Genomic DNA, 19228 nt, shown 5'->3' on the forward strand with positions numbered 1-19228 from the left:
ATTTTAAACAAAAACACTTAGCAATGTTAAAACATGTTAAGTTAATGTATCTTGTTTTCGATATGTGATGGACCATAATATTATAAGTATAAACAAGATGACAAAGCTCAAAATTACAATGTTATGAATATGCAAACCAATAATTGGAATAGATAACGCATAGACATAGCCCATAATTGTCGATCCGACTGAATTACCCAGGCTCTTAGTCAAAGTGTATAATGACATCATACGCTTCATATTTTTAGGAGAGGTTTCTTCTTGTGTGATAACACTATCTTTAGTATAAACTGTACCAAAGCTTATACCTGCTAATAACAAACTACAAGCAATAAAAATTGGAGAGTTAGTTCCTATAAATACTAAAATGCCACAAAGCATTAAACATGTAAATGCAAATATATATAATGCCTTCCTAGTCATTTTTGCTTCTATTTTATCTAAATTAAAATTCAATACTAGCCACGCAAACGAAATTGGAAAAATAACAAACCCACTTTGTAATGGAGATAAGCCAAGATCTTCTTGTAAATAAATTGGCATATAGAGGTTATAACCCATAAGTATAATTGCATATGCAAAATCAGTAAAAAATATTAAAACAATTGTTTTATTAAATTCTTGCACTGGTATAAAAGGTGTTTTTATTGTCTTTTCATTTCTATATAACACAACACCGACAACCGTAGCTAATATGATTGAAATGATATTTAAATAAATATTGGCTGTATACATCACTGCAAATATTAAAAAGAATACAAAAGTATAAAATAACGATAAGCCTTTTACATCTAATTTAGCACTAGTTGAAGTACTTTCATTCTCGAAATGAAATGTAATCACTACAAGTATGATTGCAATAATTGAAATTGGAATATTCACGAAGAATAGCCAATGCCATGTAGCAAACTCTAAAATACCGCCACCTAAAACAGGTCCTATAATACTGGATATCCCCCATACACTTCCAACGATTCCCATGATTTTATAGCGTAAAGGTATCTCAAATGCCAGTTTTGGGACAATTTGGCTTAATGCCATCATGACACCTGCACCCAATCCTTGAATAAAGCGAGAGATGATTAACATGGTAAATGTGTCACTTAGCCCTGAAAATAAACTTCCTATTGTAAATAACATAAGCCCTAATAATGTAATATATATAATTTTAGTACGATCTAACAATTCCCCAACAATCGGGTTTGCAATAACAATTGCAATAAAATACACAGCAAATATCAATGAAATAGATGACGTTACGTTTAAATCATTTTTTATAGTTGGCAATGCTAAGGAAACGATTGAAGTTTCTATTGCAGACATAAACATAATTAATATTAACGCAATAATAATGCCTAATGATTTTATATTCATATATAACTTCCTAACCCTTAAATTTTCTAACAATATCAATATCTACTTAACCATTATTTATTTATAAGTTCAACACATTTTTCAAAAACGCTCTTCAGTGCATACAACATTTAAACATGCCATAAAAAAAGCTGCTAACAATGTCAATGAACACTGTTAACAACTTTAATTATCTTACATAAAATACATGATAGCTACAAAGTGAAATACGGATGCAACTACAATGAAGAAATGCCATATCATATGAAAATACGGACGGTTTTTTTGAGCATAAAACCAAGCTCCTATTGTATAGGCAAGTCCACCAAACAATATAAATAACATAAATAGTAAAGATGAATCAAAAATAATAGTTGGCAAAAATAGTACACCAATCCATCCCATAACTAAATACATAATCAAACTTAACTTATGATTAACATTTTTTGCTAACGATTTGTAAAGAATGCCCCAGATTGTAATGCCCCACAAGACAACCATGCTAGACCAGCCAATCCAACCACCGACCAAAGTAAGACATATCGGTGTATAAGTACCTGCAATCGCGACATAAATCATACTATGATCGATTATTCTTAATATGAATTTATGTGATGATTGATTTGGCATGGCATGATATACCGTTGATGAGATAAACATTAAAAAAATACTTATTACATAAACAGAGACACTAAAGGCACCTAACACACCATATTCAAGAAAACTATGTATCGCTGCATAAGGCAATGCACATAATGCTATAAAAGCAGCCACTCCATGTGATACTGAGTTGCCAATTTCTTCCCCAAAAGTCAGGGGAATAATATCTTTAAATGTTTTAACCAGTTTATTATCTTCAGCTTCTACTGAATGAGACATGAGTGTAACCACCTTTTTATATCATATTCATGCGTTTTAAATCAGCCGTAGCCGTTTCAACACTATCTTTACCTTCTTTATTCTTAAGTGGAGAGAATTCTTCCTCTCTAGGTACCTGTAATGTTACAAAACTATGCGCATATTGGAAGATATCAAAATAAAATAGTTCAAACTTTAATGTCGGTAGTTCAATTACACCAAAGTCTTCATCTAATTGTTTTAAGTTTTTAATCGCTAAATGATATGGTAAGTCGTAATCAACAACATTATTGATAAACGCCAGTTTAAATGAGTGGATTCCAATATTAGCATTGTTAAACTCATTAGCTATTTCTGGATCTAATTCTGAATATTCTAGAACCGTGTCTTTTTGATTCGCATTGACTAACCTACCAACACTTTCCCCATCCTTGGGTTGTATGGACTTAGTAGTGATGTCCATACTTTTCTGAAATGTGTATCCTGCAAATAATGGATCTAATACTTTAACTAACACATTATCAATATTATTTAAGAAAATATATTCGACGCCATTTTCAGTCATTTCATCTAAATAACCTGATTTTGCTAATGATTTAAATACACCACCATTACCGTTTGGCGTTTCAAGAATATTACTATCCACATCCAATACCAGTTTACCCTCTTCTGACAAAGCGACAATATTATCTTGCATAAAGAAGTGTACATGATCTCTGTCGTAACCAAAATAATTTTTCGACTCGAAATATAGTTGTGTTTCTTTATCATTAATTTTACTTGTCATAATATACCAGTCGATATACTGACCTGTTTGTTCTTTTAATGCCAATAATTGTTTCGCTTGAATTTCAAACAAACTCGTATCTTCAATTTCAAATGAACCTTTTGGACCTTTGTAGCCTAACCTTGTCCCTTGACCACCAGCCATTAATAAAACTGCAAATTTGCCTTTTTTAATCGCATCAAGTCCAATTTTTTCATATTGTTCGATTTCATCAACTGTAAATTCGCTTTTCACGTCATATTTGACTTCATTAACAGAAGAAACATCATCAATTACCTTTTTATTCAAGTATAAATCATTATATAAATTTCTAATATCAGCTAAATTTAATGATTCAAGTTTTTCAGATAAGTGTTCTTTCTCATTTGAACTCATTAATTTTTCAAACTCAATGAGATGTTCTTGATTAAACTTTTCTAGCGTTTTCTTATCTAACATGCTCTCTCTCCTTAATATCCATTTAATCAGATATAATTTATACCTTTTTTATAATATGGATATATCATTTCACTATATGTACTTTATATTATTATGATTCTTAGGACAACCATAATTATAACCAATTCAAGAATAGATTATTAAAAAATGGCTGAAAAATCACATAAATTGCGCCAATGGTCAATGCACTTGCCAATGAGATATCAACTAGCCCACCAGTTTTAAATACAACTAGGAATTTCACATTAATTGGTATCGGATAAAATAACTTAACACCTCTTGGCGTTAACATATCTAGTATAACATGTGAAAGCAATCCTAGAATAATCGTAACTAAATAGTATGATGGCGTTTGTATGACATATAGTAAACAAACAATAATTGCGATGAATAACAATGAATGTGTGAATGTCCTGTGCCCAAATATCATTTTAATGAAAAAACTAATCAGTTTAAATCGTCTTCCTATCTTGCTTTGGGTATGACAAATATCAGGTACTAAACTTGATATGACTGCAAGCGTAATAACTGTAATCGAAGTAAACAAATCTATATGAAAATATTCTATAGTTAAAGCCCCGACTAATAAGCCGCATGATGCATGTGTTTTACCTGTCATTTTCACTTCTCCTTATCATTAATATTTTAGCATAATCACACAATTAATGCGAACATACTTTCGTAAAAACATATGAGTATAACCTTTTTCGAAAAAGTATCACACAATCGCTTGAAAACGATTGCAATATATTGTATGATATATCTACAAATTATTTAAAGGATGTGTTCGAGTTATGGCAATGACAGTAAAAAAAGATAATAATGAAGTAAGAATTCAGTGGAGAGTTGCAGATATCAAAATTCCAACAAGTGAAATTAAGAACATTTCACAAGATCAAAATATCCATGAAGTACCAAAACTCGATAGAGATAAAGTTTCGAGAATCGGTTCTACATTTGGAAAAACGAACCGCGTTATCATCGATACTGATGACCATGAATACATTATTTATACGCAAAATGATCAAAAAGTTTATAATGAAGTTACCAAGTAATTCATATAATAACTTCACTTAAATAAAATTAATAAAAAGAGGTATAACGAGTAAATTTAAATTTTACTCGTTATACCTCTTTTCTTCTATAACAAATGACCTAATGAGATTTTCACTTTGCTATAAATAGCTTGAACCATTTACCGCCTTTCAATTGTAATCTGCTCGCTAATTAATAAGCGTTCTCAATTACCTTCTTAAATCAACAATGCTATAATATATTTATATTAATGAAAGAAGGTGTGCAGCATGTACGTTGTAACAAATCGAATCGATGTTAAAAAAGGCTTCGCAGAAAAAATGGCATCAAAGTTTACTCAAGGTGGTAAAATCCAAGAATTAGAAGGCTTCCAAAAAGTTGAAGTTTGGCTTATTGATGATGAAGCAGATTACGATCAAATGTATATCAATACTTGGTGGGATTCTGAAGATGACTTTAAAGGTTGGTTGAAGAGCGATGCTTTCAAAGAAGCACATGAAGGTAAATCAAAAACTAAAAGTGACGATTCACCTATCCTAGGTAATAAAGTAGTTAAAGCAAATGTGATTTCAGACCTCTCATAACTCTGACGTTATATTAGCGATACCAGTACCGGTAGTTTTTACAGTTCATACATTATATGACAAATTAAAAATAGCCATAAAGTATCTATATTGATAGATTGCTTTATGGCTTTTTGTATGACAATACTTTAGTAATACAATGTGATATTTAATCTGTAAAGGCGCCTATTAATTGAAATATAAATGTGCCATCAATGAAATAATAGGTAACGCAATGATCGTTCTAATTAAGAAAATAACGAAAAGCTTAAAAATACTCACAGGTATCTTTGATCCTAAGATCACACCGCCTACTTCTGATAAGTATATTAATTGAGTAATACTTAATGCACCAACTATAAATAAAGTAATATCATTACCTACACCTTCAATTAAAATAGATGGTAAAAACATATCGGCAAATCCAATTAATACAGTCTCTGAGGCTTGTACAGCTTCAGGAATTTGTAGTAATTCTAAAAATGGTACAAATGGTTTACCAATAATTGAAAATAAAGGCGTATATGTCGCGATAATTGTAGCTAATGTCCCTACACTCATGACTACTGGCAAAATAACGAACCACATATCAATCACTGTTTTAAAACCTGATTTGAAAAATAATCTAAAACCAGGTGCTTTAATACCAGTTTCTGTAGCCATGTCAAATCCATGTCTTAATGGCGTTTTGTTTTCTGGTAGCTGCTCAGTTCTCATTTCCTCAGAAACTTCTTTTGCATATTCATCTTTAATAGATTTTAAAGGCCAAATCCTTGGTAAAATAAATGCACACACTAAACAAGAAATAATAACCGTTAAATAAAAATAAAAGAAATGGTTTTGCATGTGCACAGTTTCTGCAACAACAATTGCAAAGGTAAGAGATACAACACTAAATGTAGTTGCAATCACTGTTGCTTCACGTCTTGAGTAGAATCCTTCTTCATATTGTCTACTTGTAATTAAGACACCTACCGTACCATCACCAATAAAAGATGCTAAATTATCTACTGTAGAACGACCCGGCAATGTGAATAATGGTCTCATAATAGGTCTAAATACTGGTCCTAGTAATTCCAATAATCCATATTCCATAAGCAATGGTAAGAATAGTGCAGCAAAGAAAAATACCGTAACCAACGTCGGTAGTAAACTTTCAAATACAAGACCACCTGTGTCTGCAGAATATATGACTTCAGTGCCGACTTTTAAATATGTAATCCATACAAATACAACTGCTAATATTCTCAAAATGAGCCATCCGATTTTAACATTAAATGCGTTGTACATTAATCCTTCCGGTGCTAATTTATTTTTCAGTACTGTAGAACATAATACAGATAAAATGCCTGATAGTGTAATAATAATCACAATAATTAAAGGCATTGCACCTCCGATAGTGTCTTTCAAAAGTCCAGCTAAAAATGCAACAGGTAAAGTTGTTTGTTTTTCACCATCTTCAGTCATGCTTATTGGCATTAAGAATAAAATTATGCCAATTAAAGACATGATAATAAACTTAAGTCGACCACGTACAATCTGGGCTTTACTATATTGATTCACTCTATTCACCCCTTAGGTGTATTAATTTGATTTTATTTTTAAAAAACAACAGCTATAATTATAACGTATAATGTATAAATATGTAAATCGGTAATTTTTGTCTATTTACTGTCATTTTAAAAAAGTAGAATCGATTCTATAAGTATAGAATTAATTCTACTTTAAATGAAAGCGGTTACTTTTGCAATTTACATCCTATTTCTTTACTTAATTTAAATTAAATTTTTCTTAATAAAAATAAAAAGTATGGTACACCTACAATTGCCACAATCACCCCTACTGGAATATCAAGGGGCGGATGGACGCCTCTTGCAATACAATCACTGATTGAAAGGAGTAAAGCCCCAATCAACCCTGACATTAGCGTAATATGAATGTGTTTATGACCTACAATTCTTCTTGCAATATGCGGCGCTATCAATCCTAGAAAACTCAATCCACCCACAATTGAAATAGATGCACCGGCTAAAATGACAGCTAATAATAGAAGAATCATTTTAATTTTTTTCACTTTTGTCCCTAATGCCGTTGCAATATCATCACCTAATGACAAAATATCGAGTTGATGACAATAATATAGAATAATCGGAAGTGCGATGATAAACCAAGGCAAAATAACCCAAACATTCATCATACTGTGACCATACAAACTACCTGTTAACCAAACTAATGCCGTATTTGCATCCATTGGATTTCGAATTAATAAATATTGCACAATTGCTGTACAAATCGCACCAATTGCTAAACCTATAAGTGCAAGTTTTGAGCCTTGAACATTAAACTTAGATATCAATACAGTTAATATGATACTAATACACAATGCTCCTGCAAACGAACCAAAAGGTAGTATAAACAACGGTGCAGAAGGAAACAACATAATAATTGTTACAGCAGATAAACTGGCACCTTTTGTAATACCAATAACATCTGGAGACGCTAGGGCATTTCTCACGACACCTTGTATCAATGAGCCAGATATTGCTAAACTACTACCAACAATTATTGCTAGAAACATTCGAGGTATTCTATATTCATTTAAAATAAAGTTATCATGATTAAATAAACTTTTAACCGCTTCAATTGGATTCATAAATACAGCACCGATAGACAATGATGCGATTGCAGAAATTATTAACAAAACTGTTACGATGCTATAACGCAAAGTTAATTTACCCATCATAATCTATCGACTCCTTTAATTGTTATTAATAAGAAGTATAGTGCGCCTACAAATGAAGTCACGATACCAACTGGTGATTCAAATGGAAAAGCAATTAATCGACTTAAAACATCAGATAACAATAGTAAATCTGCACCAATCACCATTGTCAGTGGAACCATTAATCTATAATCTGCACGTATATAGTGTTTTACAATATGAGGTACAATTAATCCTACAAATCCAATTGGTCCTGCAATTGAAACGGATGCCCCTGCAAGTACAATGACCAATAAACCAGTGGCTATTCTTACTAATTTAACATTTTGTCCTAAAGACGTAGCTAAATCTTCACCAAGTTCCATGATTGTTAGTTGCTTAGCAATCGCAATGGCCCCTATAAATGCGAGCACAAACCATGGTATGACACCTATAATTTGTGGCCATTGGATTGTAGATAATGAACCCACAAGCCAAAACATTACCGTTGAAGTTGCATCTTCATTTAAAAGGATAATGCCTTGAGTCAAGCTAGAAAAAAATAGATGGATTGCCATACCAGCTAGTGCTAGTTTAACTGGCGTCATGCCCTTAGTGGATCCAGATAGAAAATATACTGTAAGTCCGCCTATAAATGCGCCTATAAATGCAAGTATTGTTGCGTATTCAGATAAAGCAGGTACAATCATAGTGATAAAGACGATAACAAATGAAGCACCGGCATTCACACCAAAAATTTGAGGTGATGCCAATGGGTTTCTCGTCATTGCCTGCATTAACAGACCTGCTACACCCAGGGCAGCACCAATGAATAAGGCTGCCAACATGCGTGGCATACGCACATTATGTATTAAAAATGTTTGTTTCGTGTCGGTATGATGCCATATGTAATCCATGAAATCATTAAACGTAATATGCGACGACCCAACACTTAAATTGAAGTATATAATGACAAAAAGCGCACACACACTCACAATATATGTGAGTGCTGTGCGTTTTCTTGTTTTTTTCTCTATTAATTTGGTTGGGTCAATGCTATTTGATTTAGTCATTTACCTGTCACCCTACTTTTGTTGATTATCCTTTTTTTCCTCTTTAGAAATATCTACTAGTTGCTTAGCAATTTCCTCAGAAGAAATAATGCCACGTGCACGTGCCCATGTATTTCGATCTACTACAGAAACACGATTATTTTTCACTGCATCTAAATCTTGCCAAACTGGATCGTTTTCTTGTTTTTTAAGATTTGGATCGTTTTCACCTTTGTCTGCCATAATAAACATACGTCCAGGATTAATATCTGACAGTACTTCGGCATTTAATTGTAAGTATGGTCCTTTTAAGTATTTAGATAAGTTATCTGTTTTTGTTTTATTTAATGCATTATTAAAGCCTAATTCTTTTAATAATTGACCTACGTATGTGTTTTCAGGGTGTGCAAGTAATCCTGATTTCGCTACTACTGCAGGTAACACGGGTTGTTTTTTATCCATAGTAATTTCTTTACTATATTTATCCATTAATTCATCGTGTTCTTTAAGTCTTTCTTTACCTTTATCTTCTTTACCGACTGCTTTAGCAATTGTTTTAAAGGCTTCTATATTATCTTTATAATCACTATCAAAGCTTGGTAACATAATCGTTGGTGCAATTTTTTCTAAATCTTTTTGAATACCTTTATGTCTATTCGTATCTGCAATAATGACATCCGGTTTTTGGTTGCTGATTTCTTCTAAGTTTGGTTGTTTACGTGCGCCTACAGATGTATAATCACCAATTTCTTTTCGTATTGGTTCCAAAATTCTATTCTTGTCACCATCATCAGCTACGCCTACTGGTTTCACATTTAAAGCAGCTAATGCATCAACAAATGAGAATTCAAGTGCAACAACACGTTTAGGATCTTTGGCAACTTTAGTAGTACCTCCATCATGTTTAATCGTCACACCATCTTTATTGTCATCACCTTTATCCGATTTACTCGAATCATTATCACTGACACTACCACAGGCAGCCAGTATGACTAGTGTTAAAGTTAAAAACAGGATACCCATAATTTTATAACTATGTTTCATCGTTTTCACTCCTTAGATATGTATAATTACATATTTAATTCTATTGATAATGATTATCGGTGTCAATAAAAACTTTTAGTCTTTTTATTAAAGCTTAAAACGATTTGATTTTTCAACATTAAAATTGTTACACAAATTTTCTATGATCTCATCGTGATGATAAGCTTTTTTTAAATTAACCATATACATACTATGGGCTAATGCTTTATAACCTAAACTGAATTGTATTTTATCACCTACTTGATAGTAATCTTGATTCAATAAATCAAGCATGACATGATCACTCGTAGCACCTGCAATGCTTATATGGTGATGTAACGGTTGGATATCTTCAACAGCTGTATCTAAATTTCCTATATCCACAATCGCTTGTAAGTATTGATGTCCGGTAGCAATATTCATTCGAGGTTTAATTTCTACAATTTCCGCTTCTAAGGTTATTGCATTTTGATATAAAGAAGCTATGGATTGATTTGTTGTTGTTTCTACACCTCTAAATAAAGTTTCACCTATTCTTAACTCATTAATTCTGCCAAAATCTCTATAAAGCATTTGGGGAATCATACTCGAATTGCCACCTGAAATAATTGAAAATTTCATATTTGTCTCACGTTCCACTGAATCTACAAATTGATTGATTAAAGCCACATCTTCTTCTGTAGGTATGACTGATTGAAAACACATAAAATTAAACGCAAGACCAACGATTAACACATGGTGCATGTACAAAATTTCATTAATATAATCAATGATGTCATAGGTAAGAATGCCCTCTCGACCGTCTTTCCAATCTACCATCAACAATATTTTATGTTTTGTACCTTTTTCCCTAGCGATATCATTTAATCGTCGAATCGTTGTTATTTCAGTTTGGATACTGATATCCGTTTGCTGCACGACATCGTTTAATTCGCTTCGACTTGGCGTCCTAATCATCATAAAAGATAGATCTTCATTTTTACTTTTAGTAATGTTCTCAATACGGGCATCTGCAAAGTGTGTCAATCCGATTTCTTTGAGTGTTTCTACAATTCTATTATCACCACCAACACACTTAATTACGGGTGTAAATCGTATATGATTTTGATTAAAAATAGACGATAGCACTTGAGCATTGTATTTTATTTTTGATAAATTTATTTTTACTTGCGCCATACGTTACACCTCTTTATATATCGGATTCCTCAAATCTATTGTTACATATTGTTTCACTTTGCTTTCCATTCTCATTCTTAATAAAGCTTTAACAGTAATTGTCGGCCCAAATAGCACATTTCTTAATTTTTGGGCATGTGGTTTATGGGGATCAATTGCTTGTTCTACAATTTCACTTACAATCTCAAATAGCTGTGTTTCTTCAACCCCATCATATTGAGAAAAATGATGAATCAGTTCCGCAATTTGATTTTGAATTACAGCATGTTGAAATTTAGCAATGACTGATTCTATATTTTCTGCTATTAAACTTTTATTTGTAAGCGTGATATTGGGCAATTTTTGTTGTAATGTTGATAAATCAATTCTTGAACCACCTAAATCTCTAATAATAAATTGCATTTGATAATTAGGACCTAAATTAACAATTGTATTTTGCATATGTGCTTCTAACGCAATACCATAATCTTGTATATAGGCTACTAAAGGATCAATCAATGTTTTGGTATAAACACTGAGAAATTTCTTAATCGTACCCTCTGTAATTTCATCATTAATCCAATTCAAATAACTATCTACTGTTATTTGGTTATCAACTGGATTTCTATTGACTAAACTCGCTGTCACTATAGTTGTACCATTATCAGCCAAATAGGGTTGATGTCTGACAATACAAGCCAAATGACGTGCAATATCAGGCTCCGTCTTAGCATGAATACCAAACGGCTCCATAGAAACATGCAGTTGAGGATATATATCTAGCATATCCTGTAATTCATAACTGAGTTTAGGCCCATCTACCGTTGTCACACTAGACACTGTACGTACTGCACTTGTGGCTTGTACATCAACTGGTAACTTGATATGGTAAGGTTTCCCTATTAATTGCATCGTTCTAAATGATAGTGTTGCTTTTGCTTCAACTTCAAAAGGTGTTGGTAATAAATACTTAGATTCAATCCATTCTGCAAATTGATGCGGAATAACCTTTTCATACTGCCAAGGGTGTACAAACATTAAACTATAATCATTTAATTCCAAGTCGTGAACATCCAAGAAGGCTTTTAATTTATAACGATATTCAGGAACAATCTCATCTAAAATGAAGTCCGTATCGTTTTCCATAGATGTTATGACACAATGTTGTTTATGTATAAGCATGATTGGCAAACCAATTATTTTTTCAAATTCTGGTGCATATTGTTTAATCTCTGCTTCTGATAAAGGTAACTTCGTCTTTGATAAAGGGTGTGTTGGATGACCTTCGATGACAAGACTTTCTGAATAACTTAAGTCATTAATTTGTTCAGTATCTGCCATATGTTGAAGCCATGAAAAGAAATTAATTGTTTCAGGCATTTTTGAAAATTTAAGTGTTGCATGAATTAGCGATTGTCTATGATTAAAGTGTTCATACGTTAATGCGAACCCTTCTCTACTGGATAGCAATTCTTCAGTTAATCTTTGACTAATTGGAATATCAAAATGAGTATCCAGTACAGTTAAAAGTTGTTCTAATGAAGCAATCTCAGTCTCTACTTTACCTTTGATATAGGAGATAGCACCATAAAATTCATATCTTTCCATAGCACTCTTTCTAGATTTTTGTAATTTCAACACTTGGCCATGAATTTGCAATTCAACAAAATGCTCATACTCGTTAAAAAACATGTTTTCAGGAAAAATTTGTTCTTTAATAATTGCATTAAAAATACGATATTGTACATTTCTATCTGCTAACTGCCACGTTTGATGCATCATACAATACTGCCTCCATTTTTTCTTTGTCTACTAATCACACTAAATACGAATGCGATGATAAATGTACTTATACCCATGATGACGAAAGTTTCAATAATCCCGATAAATTCTGCCAAGAAACTCATGACCATTGCGCCTAAAGGAATCATTCCTCTGTCCATCATTACGACGCTGAGTATTTTACCTCTATGTTCTGCTTTCACTCGATGTTGGAAGTAAATTCTATTTGTAGTGCGTGCCCATTGGCTAAAAAGACCTATAAAGAATATAGATGTAAATAACAACCAAGTTTGACTGCTAATTATACAAAGCAGTGATACTCCGAATAAAATCGAACTCACGTAATACATTTTCACCATTGATACTTTCTCTAAAATATTAGGTAAAATCATGGTTGCAATAATACCACCTATCGCACAACACGTCATAGCACTCCCAAAAATAGTCACTTGGTTGGGAAATGTTTTATCCGTTAATACTGGTAATAACGTTGTATAGGTAAATCCAGTTGCCATAATCAATAATGACGTCACAAAGATTCTAGATCCTTCTAAATTTTCTTTAAAATATGTCATCACATACTTTATGCTTACATCTGTATTTTCCTTAGCTATTATATGCTCACTAAAGTTCAATGGCAAACAAAGTATGAGTGATACAAGATAGCAAAACGCTTGAACGCCAAAACTTATTTCTGCATTGTAAGTAGCCATGATAAAACCTGCGATGGCGGGTCCAATCGATCTACAAATATTAATAATAAATGAGTGATAAGCAACAGCCTGAGTCGTCGTTAATCTTTGAGTTAAATCTGGTAGCACTGCTTGACGTACTGGTGTTTCTATAGCGCTCATTATTCCCCGCCCAAGCGCATAAATTAAAAATACAACAATAGGTAGTTTTGCATGTTGAAATGTTAAAATACATAGTATAGTAGTTAATATGCAAGACGCTGATACAGTTATTTTTAAAAGATTACCTTTTTCATATTTATCTGCCAAGCTGCCCGCCCCTACACTTATGAGCAAAATGGGTACGAGTCGGAAAAAATTAATTAATCCGAGATAAATTGCGTTATGATATAAAGTAAATACATACCAATTCAGCGTAATTTGTCCAATCCAGTTCCCTAAAAACAGTAAGAATGAACTTGGAAAAAAATACTTTGCCATGTAATTCCTCCTGTTTTTTTAATTGATAATAATTATCATTATCGATAATATGGATTATACAAATATCTTATACGTTTGTAAAATAATTTTTTTAGAGGTGCATTATGAATTCCAAAATAAACGACAACAATTTAATTAATAAACTTACTAATGATGAACAATACGCGCTGTCTTATATACAATCTGTAAACCCTACTTGGGCAGAGGCATTTAATTCTATATTATTAGAAAGTCGAGATAAAATTTCACAAAGATTGATAACTTCAATGCATCGGGAGAATTTAGTTAATTGCCGAGATTACAGTGAAATCATTGATACTAAACAGTTATCTTTCACAATAGCTACACCACATACGAAAGTATTAACAATTTCATTCCCACATGCACAAAGAAAGTTATATGCGCCTATTTTAGGACAACATGCCTTCGACAGAATTAATGTGACAGGGCCATTTTATTTTGAACAAAATAATGAATATCATCGTATATTACATCCAAGTGAAATATTATCGTGTATTTTATTAGAAGCACCTCACTTAGATAATGAGGCAAGTATGCAGTTCAAAGAAGATATGGATAATAGCGTAGCTAATATGGCCATAGCATTAAGTTATCAGGCGTATACACTGACTGATGATAGCGAACCATTGTGTGAACTCATTTACGCATCGGCCGATCCGTATTTAAGGTCTGAGCAAGCAGTTGTCGAAGGTCATCCATTACATCCAGGTGCCAAATTACGTAAAGGTATGACACCTGAAACTGCAATTGCTTATTCTTCTGAATTTGCAAATAACATCAAATTGCAATTTATATTAATTCATAAAAATATCGCTAAAACACATGCTTTAAATAATAATTATAATGACTTAGTCTACAATTGCTTTGATGGTTTACATGATTCAGCAGTTAAAATACTCGGTAATGACAAAGTTGATAATTACTACGCGATGGCTGTACATCCATGGCAATATGATGAAATTTTAAAACAAGATTATATTCAAGAACTTGAAAAAGGACTCATTATCCCTGTTGACTACGAATTAGATTATTTTGCAGGTTTATCATTTAGGACGCTGATGCCTGAATTACCAGAAACATTACCACATATCAAGTTATCCACTAATGTTCACATTACTGGTGAAATTCGTACTTTATCTGAACAGACAACAATTAATGGGCCACAAGTTACAAGAATATTAAATAATATTAAAAGCACAGATAGTCTCTTTAAAAATATTAAGGCAGATACGATTGATGAGCTCGCAAGTATACATTTTTATAATCCGCAAGACGCCGAATCGATACAAACCATTAAAAGTGAACAATTAGGTACACTATTTCGTGAAAACATTTATAAATCTATTCAAAGCAATACCATACCGATGATTCCATCAAGTCTTGTTGCTAACTATATCAATAATAGTGAAACACCTATATGGACATTAATTAAAAAATACAAAAAAGCACATCAATTCGAGAGTTATGATGAGGCGAGTATCCAATGGATGCAATCGTATGCTCAAGCATTAATAGATTTAGCATTACCGTTATATGTAAAATATGGCATCGCTTTAGAAGCTCACTTACAAAATTCAATTGCGACATTTAAACATGATGGTTCTATAGATAAGCTCTATATTAGGGATTTTGAGGGATTACGTATTGATGAGCACTATCTAAATAGCATGGGTTATTCTACCGATACATTTCATGAAAAGTCATTAATATTAACTGATCAATCTCAAACCGTATTTAACAAAGTCTTCTATTCAAGTATCCAAAATCATCTCGGTGAACTCATCGTATCCATAGCTCAGGCTAGTGAAAGTAAAGACTTGGAGACTTCAATTTGGTCTATGATTAGCAATATGCTTCATGAAAAACTTCAAGTAATCTCACAAACTATGGATGATACGACTAGAATCAAATCAATTAAATCCATTTTATTTGCTTCGAAAATTGATTATAAATGTGTAACGACAATGAGATTAGAAGATGAAGCAGACTATTATACGTACATCAAAGTCGATAACCCACTTTACCGTCCGCTAGATTAAAGTAAAAATAGATTGAATGAATGCGTTTATATTAATTTTAAATACGAAAAAAGTACCGATAAAGCCTAGGCTTTATCGGTACTTTTATTAGATTCTCAATTAATTATTGTAAACCTTTGTCCTCATTGTTTGAGCTTTGGTTTTTTTCATTTTTTTGAGACCATTCTTTTTTAGTCATTACATCTTCAACGCGCATATTAACTTCAACTACGTCAAGACCAGTAATATATTTAACTTGTTCTTTAACTAAGTCAGTTACTTTACGGAAGATTTTTGGAGCTGATTCGCCATATTCTAAAACAACTTTTAAGTCAACAGCAGCTTGTTTTTCACCAACTTCAACACTAACACCTTGTGTTACATTGTTGCTGCTACCGAATGAGCTAGAAATGTTGTCGACAAATCCGCCTTTCATTTCTAAAATACCACTAACTTCACGTGCTGCAATACCAGCAATTTTTTCAATTACTTCATCAGAAAATGATAATTTATTAGTGAACTCAGGTTGTTGATTTTGTTGCTCTTGTCTTTGTTCTTGTTCTTTCTCATTTACACCTGTTTGGTTGTCATAAGCTTGTTTAGCTTTGTTGTTATCTACTGCCATAATACATTCTCCTTTGTTAAATAAAATTTATTTTATAAATACTTAATAATCACTACTACTTTGTTACATCATTTTAATAGATTAACTCCATCGATTAAGGAAATTTAAAAAGTCTTGCTTACGGTCTTTAGTGTACCCGATTCCTATTCCAATCAAACATAATACTAAAATTAAAATTGTACTCCAAAAACCTAAAGTTAGGAATAAAATCGCAATGATTAAGAATGTCAAGAAGCCGATAATTCTCCATTTAAAAGTTTTGAAAAAATCAACCACTTCTTGTGTAGAATCTTGTCCATTTTGGTTATTATTGTTAGCCATGATAACCCTCCCTTACAACACACGTTTGCCTGAAGTTTTTTGATCTCTAACGTTAACCTCTAATTTTGAAACAGGTAATTCTGTAAAATGCTCAACATTTTGCTTGATGTCATTTCTAATTTCTTCTGTTAAAGATTTAACCTGAACATCACCAGGAACAAAGAAATCTGCTTTTAAAGCAATGTGAGATTTCTTCTTCTTGTTATAAAGTTTTGCAATGACGTTTGGTTGACGTATTTGATCATATTGTGTAAGTGTATCGTAAGCTGATTTTTCAACCGCTTTTCTAGATACATAAATATGACCATCTTCAAAATCTTTATAAAGTCCAGGTTTTCTATACGTAGGTTTAAACAAGCTGAATACTAAAATGAGACCAATAATAATAAGTAATGCGGCTAATCCAATAAGTGTTGGTTCAAACCAGTTAAACTGAGTAAAATAATCTTGATACTGAGTTATTCTAGAATCTTTAATATACATAAAGAGTAAAAAGCCAACAATTACTACGATTAAAAGGCCAAGGATAAAATTCTTAAGTCGTTTCACCTCGTATGACACCTCCTATGCTTTGATAATATGTACTTGTCATACAGAATACATACCCTTAAAAAAATTCTTAAAAACATTTTTATTGAATTTTATTTTTAACAATTTTGACAAAACAAATTGGGACTCACTATTAAATTTTGCTTATTTACTATTTTGTTCAAATTTATCTTCCTGATTTGCTTTACGATATTGTAAAAGCTTATCATCTGAAATCATTAATTTATTACTAGGCCTTGGTTTTTCAATAGATAATGATTTAAAAAGTGACCAAATCATAAATATAATAACAATCGAGAATGGCAAGGCTGCGATGATTAATAAGTTCTGAATAGATTGCGTGCCGCCAGTATAGATCATAATCATAGCGAATAATGCTAAAATAATGCCCCAACTTAATTTAACAAAAACTGAAGGATTGATACTGCCCTTCGAACTAAGCATACCTAAAACATACGTAGCTGAGTCAGCTGAAGTTACAAAGAAAATCATAATAACGACTAATGTCACTATACTGAGTACAAACCCTAATGGAAAATGTTCTAACGTCGCAAATGTCGCTGTTTCGGTTGCTTCTTTTGCAATATTGGCAATTCCATTTTGTTGTAAATAGATGGCAGACGCACCAAAGACTGCAAAAAATAAGAAACAAACAACTGCTGGTACAAATAGTACCCCCAGTATAAATTCTTTAATCGTTCTCCCTCTAGAAACACGTGCAATAAATATACCTACAAATGGTGCCCATGAAATCCACCATGCCCAATAGAATATCGTCCATTGTTGTAGCCATTGGAATTTTTCTCCACCTGCTTGTGGGATACGTAAACTCATATTAAAGAAATTCGCAATATAGTCTCCCAATGAATTGGTAAACGTATTTAAAATATTCAATGTTGGTCCAACACAAAATAGAACAAGTAATACAATAAAAGCTAAAATCATATTGATATTACTTAGATTTTTGATCCCTTTATCAATACCAGACCACGCTGACCATGTGAATAATACGGTTGCTATCACAATAATAATGACTTGTGTTACAAAATTCGACGGAATATCGAATAAGAAATGCAAGCCTTCATTGATTTGTAAAGCACCAAATCCCAATGTTGCTGCTACACCTGTAACTGTGGCAATGATAGCTAAGACATCTATCGAACCACCTATAGGTCCTCTCATCATTTTAGTTCCTAAAATAGGTGTTAGTGTAGCACTTACTAAACCTGGATAACCTTTATGAAAATTAAAATAAGCAAATACAAGTCCAACTATGCCATATACAGCCCAAGCATGAACGCCCCAATGGAAAAATGAGAATTGCATAGCTTCATTTATGGCGGTTTGTGTACCTGCCTTATGTAACGGTGTTAAAGTGAATGCATGGCTAATAGGTTCTGCAGTTGTCCAAAATACTAAACCGATACCCATACCCGCACTAAATAACATGGCAAACCATGATTTTAAAGAGAATTCAGGATCTTCTCCTTCTTCCCCTAAAGTAATAGATGAATACCTTGAAAATAATAAATAAACACAAACAATCAAAATAAATAATACAAGTAATAAATAATACCAGCCAAAATTGACTGCAATAAAATTCGTAATATTTTGCGTAACCATTTCAAGTTGCTTAGGTAAAACTGCACCATACACCACAAATAGCGTACAGATTAGTAATGCTACCCAAAATACCACTGTTAATTTATTTAGACGCATATCAAATTTACACACTCCCTATACTTTATGTATGATACATACCCTATCTTTTTGCA

The 19228-nt window shown here is 32.3% G+C and carries 18 protein-coding genes; 3 read left to right on the top strand and 15 right to left on the bottom strand.

Annotated elements, in window-relative coordinates; translation table 11 throughout:
• Positions 1–36: 36 nt before the first annotated feature.
• The 4 genes from sdrM to ACM595_RS05940 all read right to left on the bottom strand — a co-directional run bounded on the left by sdrM (position 37) and on the right by ACM595_RS05940 (position 4055).
• Positions 37–1374, bottom strand: coding sequence for a multidrug efflux MFS transporter SdrM (gene sdrM / locus ACM595_RS05925; protein WP_002482666.1), 1338 nt, complete (start codon positions 1372–1374; stop codon positions 37–39).
• 174 nt (positions 1375–1548) lie between these two features.
• On the bottom strand, positions 1549–2232 hold the full coding sequence (gene trhA, locus ACM595_RS05930; RefSeq protein ID WP_002482665.1) for a PAQR family membrane homeostasis protein TrhA: 684 nt from the start codon (positions 2230–2232) through the stop codon (positions 1549–1551).
• A 16-nt stretch (positions 2233–2248) separates the two neighbouring features.
• Positions 2249–3436: a UTP--glucose-1-phosphate uridylyltransferase gene (locus tag ACM595_RS05935; RefSeq protein WP_041080832.1), complete on the bottom strand. Its 1188-nt coding sequence runs from the start codon at positions 3434–3436 to the stop codon at positions 2249–2251.
• 115 nt (positions 3437–3551) lie between these two features.
• Positions 3552–4055: a metal-dependent hydrolase gene (locus ACM595_RS05940; protein WP_115338424.1), complete on the bottom strand. Its 504-nt coding sequence runs from the start codon at positions 4053–4055 to the stop codon at positions 3552–3554.
• A gap of 175 nt (positions 4056–4230) precedes the next feature.
• On the opposite strand from ACM595_RS05940, the gene ACM595_RS05945 reads away from it, so the two are divergent.
• Positions 4231–4491, top strand: coding sequence for a hypothetical protein (locus tag ACM595_RS05945; RefSeq protein ID WP_002482662.1), 261 nt, complete (start codon positions 4231–4233; stop codon positions 4489–4491).
• A gap of 249 nt (positions 4492–4740) precedes the next feature.
• Positions 4741–5055, top strand: coding sequence for a heme oxygenase (locus ACM595_RS05950; RefSeq protein WP_115338423.1), 315 nt, complete (start codon positions 4741–4743; stop codon positions 5053–5055).
• Between the two features lie 168 nt (positions 5056–5223).
• Here the strand turns inward: ACM595_RS05950 and ACM595_RS05955 are convergent, their stop codons facing one another.
• The 7 genes from ACM595_RS05955 to ACM595_RS05985 form a co-directional block, all read right to left on the bottom strand.
• Positions 5224–6597, bottom strand: a complete 1374-nt coding sequence (locus ACM595_RS05955; RefSeq protein WP_115338422.1) for a YjiH family protein — start codon at positions 6595–6597, stop codon at positions 5224–5226.
• Positions 6598–6814: 217 nt separating this feature from the next.
• A complete protein-coding gene (locus ACM595_RS05960; protein WP_011302626.1) occupies positions 6815–7777 on the bottom strand; it encodes a FecCD family ABC transporter permease in 963 nt (320 codons plus the stop codon).
• Positions 7774–8808: a FecCD family ABC transporter permease gene (locus ACM595_RS05965; RefSeq protein ID WP_115338421.1), complete on the bottom strand. Its 1035-nt coding sequence runs from the start codon at positions 8806–8808 to the stop codon at positions 7774–7776. Before ACM595_RS05965 ends, ACM595_RS05960 begins: the two co-directional genes overlap by 4 nt.
• A gap of 12 nt (positions 8809–8820) precedes the next feature.
• Positions 8821–9831: an ABC transporter substrate-binding protein gene (locus ACM595_RS05970; protein WP_037537978.1), complete on the bottom strand. Its 1011-nt coding sequence runs from the start codon at positions 9829–9831 to the stop codon at positions 8821–8823.
• 87 nt (positions 9832–9918) lie between these two features.
• Positions 9919–10986, bottom strand: coding sequence for an alanine/ornithine racemase family PLP-dependent enzyme (locus tag ACM595_RS05975; RefSeq protein WP_041080820.1), 1068 nt, complete (start codon positions 10984–10986; stop codon positions 9919–9921).
• Positions 10987–10989: 3 nt separating this feature from the next.
• Positions 10990–12747 (bottom strand): IucA/IucC family protein, encoded by a 1758-nt coding sequence (locus ACM595_RS05980; protein WP_041080819.1) that lies wholly within the window; start codon positions 12745–12747, stop codon positions 10990–10992.
• Complete coding sequence (locus ACM595_RS05985; RefSeq protein ID WP_115338420.1) at positions 12744–13919, bottom strand: MFS transporter; 1176 nt, start codon at positions 13917–13919, stop codon at positions 12744–12746. Before ACM595_RS05985 ends, ACM595_RS05980 begins: the two co-directional genes overlap by 4 nt.
• Positions 13920–14023: 104 nt before the next feature.
• Here ACM595_RS05985 and ACM595_RS05990 point away from each other — a divergent pair, with 104 nt between their 5' ends.
• Entirely contained in the window at positions 14024–15979 is a 1956-nt protein-coding gene (locus tag ACM595_RS05990; protein WP_115338419.1) for an IucA/IucC family protein, read from the top strand.
• 103 nt (positions 15980–16082) lie between these two features.
• Here the strand turns inward: ACM595_RS05990 and ACM595_RS05995 are convergent, their stop codons facing one another.
• From ACM595_RS05995 to ACM595_RS06010, 4 genes are all read right to left on the bottom strand, one after another.
• Positions 16083–16583 carry an Asp23/Gls24 family envelope stress response protein gene (locus tag ACM595_RS05995; RefSeq protein WP_041080815.1) on the bottom strand — a complete coding sequence of 167 codons (501 nt, stop codon included), beginning with the start codon at positions 16581–16583 and terminating at the stop codon, positions 16083–16085.
• An 81-nt stretch (positions 16584–16664) separates the two neighbouring features.
• Positions 16665–16904: a DUF2273 domain-containing protein gene (locus tag ACM595_RS06000; protein WP_041080814.1), complete on the bottom strand. Its 240-nt coding sequence runs from the start codon at positions 16902–16904 to the stop codon at positions 16665–16667.
• A 12-nt stretch (positions 16905–16916) separates the two neighbouring features.
• Positions 16917–17453 (bottom strand): alkaline shock response membrane anchor protein AmaP, encoded by a 537-nt coding sequence (amaP, locus tag ACM595_RS06005; protein WP_011302617.1) that lies wholly within the window; start codon positions 17451–17453, stop codon positions 16917–16919.
• Positions 17454–17597: 144 nt separating this feature from the next.
• Positions 17598–19172: a BCCT family transporter gene (locus ACM595_RS06010; protein WP_419744475.1), complete on the bottom strand. Its 1575-nt coding sequence runs from the start codon at positions 19170–19172 to the stop codon at positions 17598–17600.
• Positions 19173–19228 lie beyond the last annotated feature (56 nt).

It is taken from the genome of Staphylococcus sp. LKG3-1 (genome assembly GCF_048568385.1).
Taxonomy (GTDB): Bacteria; Bacillota; Bacilli; order Staphylococcales; family Staphylococcaceae; genus Staphylococcus; species Staphylococcus saprophyticus.

Excerpts from the sequence above, each read along its gene's own strand:
- sdrM (WP_002482666.1), bottom strand. The coding sequence starts at position 1,374 with ATGAATATAAAATCATTAGGCATTATTATTGCGTTAATATTAATTATG.
- trhA (WP_002482665.1), bottom strand. The coding sequence starts at position 2,232 with ATGTCTCATTCAGTAGAAGCTGAAGATAATAAACTGGTTAAAACATTT.
- ACM595_RS05935 (WP_041080832.1), bottom strand. The coding sequence starts at position 3,436 with ATGTTAGATAAGAAAACGCTAGAAAAGTTTAATCAAGAACATCTCATT.
- ACM595_RS05940 (WP_115338424.1), bottom strand. The coding sequence starts at position 4,055 with ATGACAGGTAAAACACATGCATCATGCGGCTTATTAGTCGGGGCTTTA.
- ACM595_RS05945 (WP_002482662.1), top strand. The coding sequence starts at position 4,231 with ATGGCAATGACAGTAAAAAAAGATAATAATGAAGTAAGAATTCAGTGG.
- ACM595_RS05950 (WP_115338423.1), top strand. The coding sequence starts at position 4,741 with ATGTACGTTGTAACAAATCGAATCGATGTTAAAAAAGGCTTCGCAGAA.
- ACM595_RS05960 (WP_011302626.1), bottom strand. The coding sequence starts at position 7,777 with ATGATGGGTAAATTAACTTTGCGTTATAGCATCGTAACAGTTTTGTTA.
- ACM595_RS05965 (WP_115338421.1), bottom strand. The coding sequence starts at position 8,808 with ATGACTAAATCAAATAGCATTGACCCAACCAAATTAATAGAGAAAAAA.
- ACM595_RS05970 (WP_037537978.1), bottom strand. The coding sequence starts at position 9,831 with ATGAAACATAGTTATAAAATTATGGGTATCCTGTTTTTAACTTTAACA.
- ACM595_RS05975 (WP_041080820.1), bottom strand. The coding sequence starts at position 10,986 with ATGGCGCAAGTAAAAATAAATTTATCAAAAATAAAATACAATGCTCAA.
- ACM595_RS05980 (WP_041080819.1), bottom strand. The coding sequence starts at position 12,747 with ATGATGCATCAAACGTGGCAGTTAGCAGATAGAAATGTACAATATCGT.
- ACM595_RS05985 (WP_115338420.1), bottom strand. The coding sequence starts at position 13,919 with ATGGCAAAGTATTTTTTTCCAAGTTCATTCTTACTGTTTTTAGGGAAC.
- ACM595_RS05990 (WP_115338419.1), top strand. The coding sequence starts at position 14,024 with ATGAATTCCAAAATAAACGACAACAATTTAATTAATAAACTTACTAAT.
- ACM595_RS05995 (WP_041080815.1), bottom strand. The coding sequence starts at position 16,583 with ATGGCAGTAGATAACAACAAAGCTAAACAAGCTTATGACAACCAAACA.
- ACM595_RS06000 (WP_041080814.1), bottom strand. The coding sequence starts at position 16,904 with ATGGCTAACAATAATAACCAAAATGGACAAGATTCTACACAAGAAGTG.
- ACM595_RS06010 (WP_419744475.1), bottom strand. The coding sequence starts at position 19,172 with ATGCGTCTAAATAAATTAACAGTGGTATTTTGGGTAGCATTACTAATC.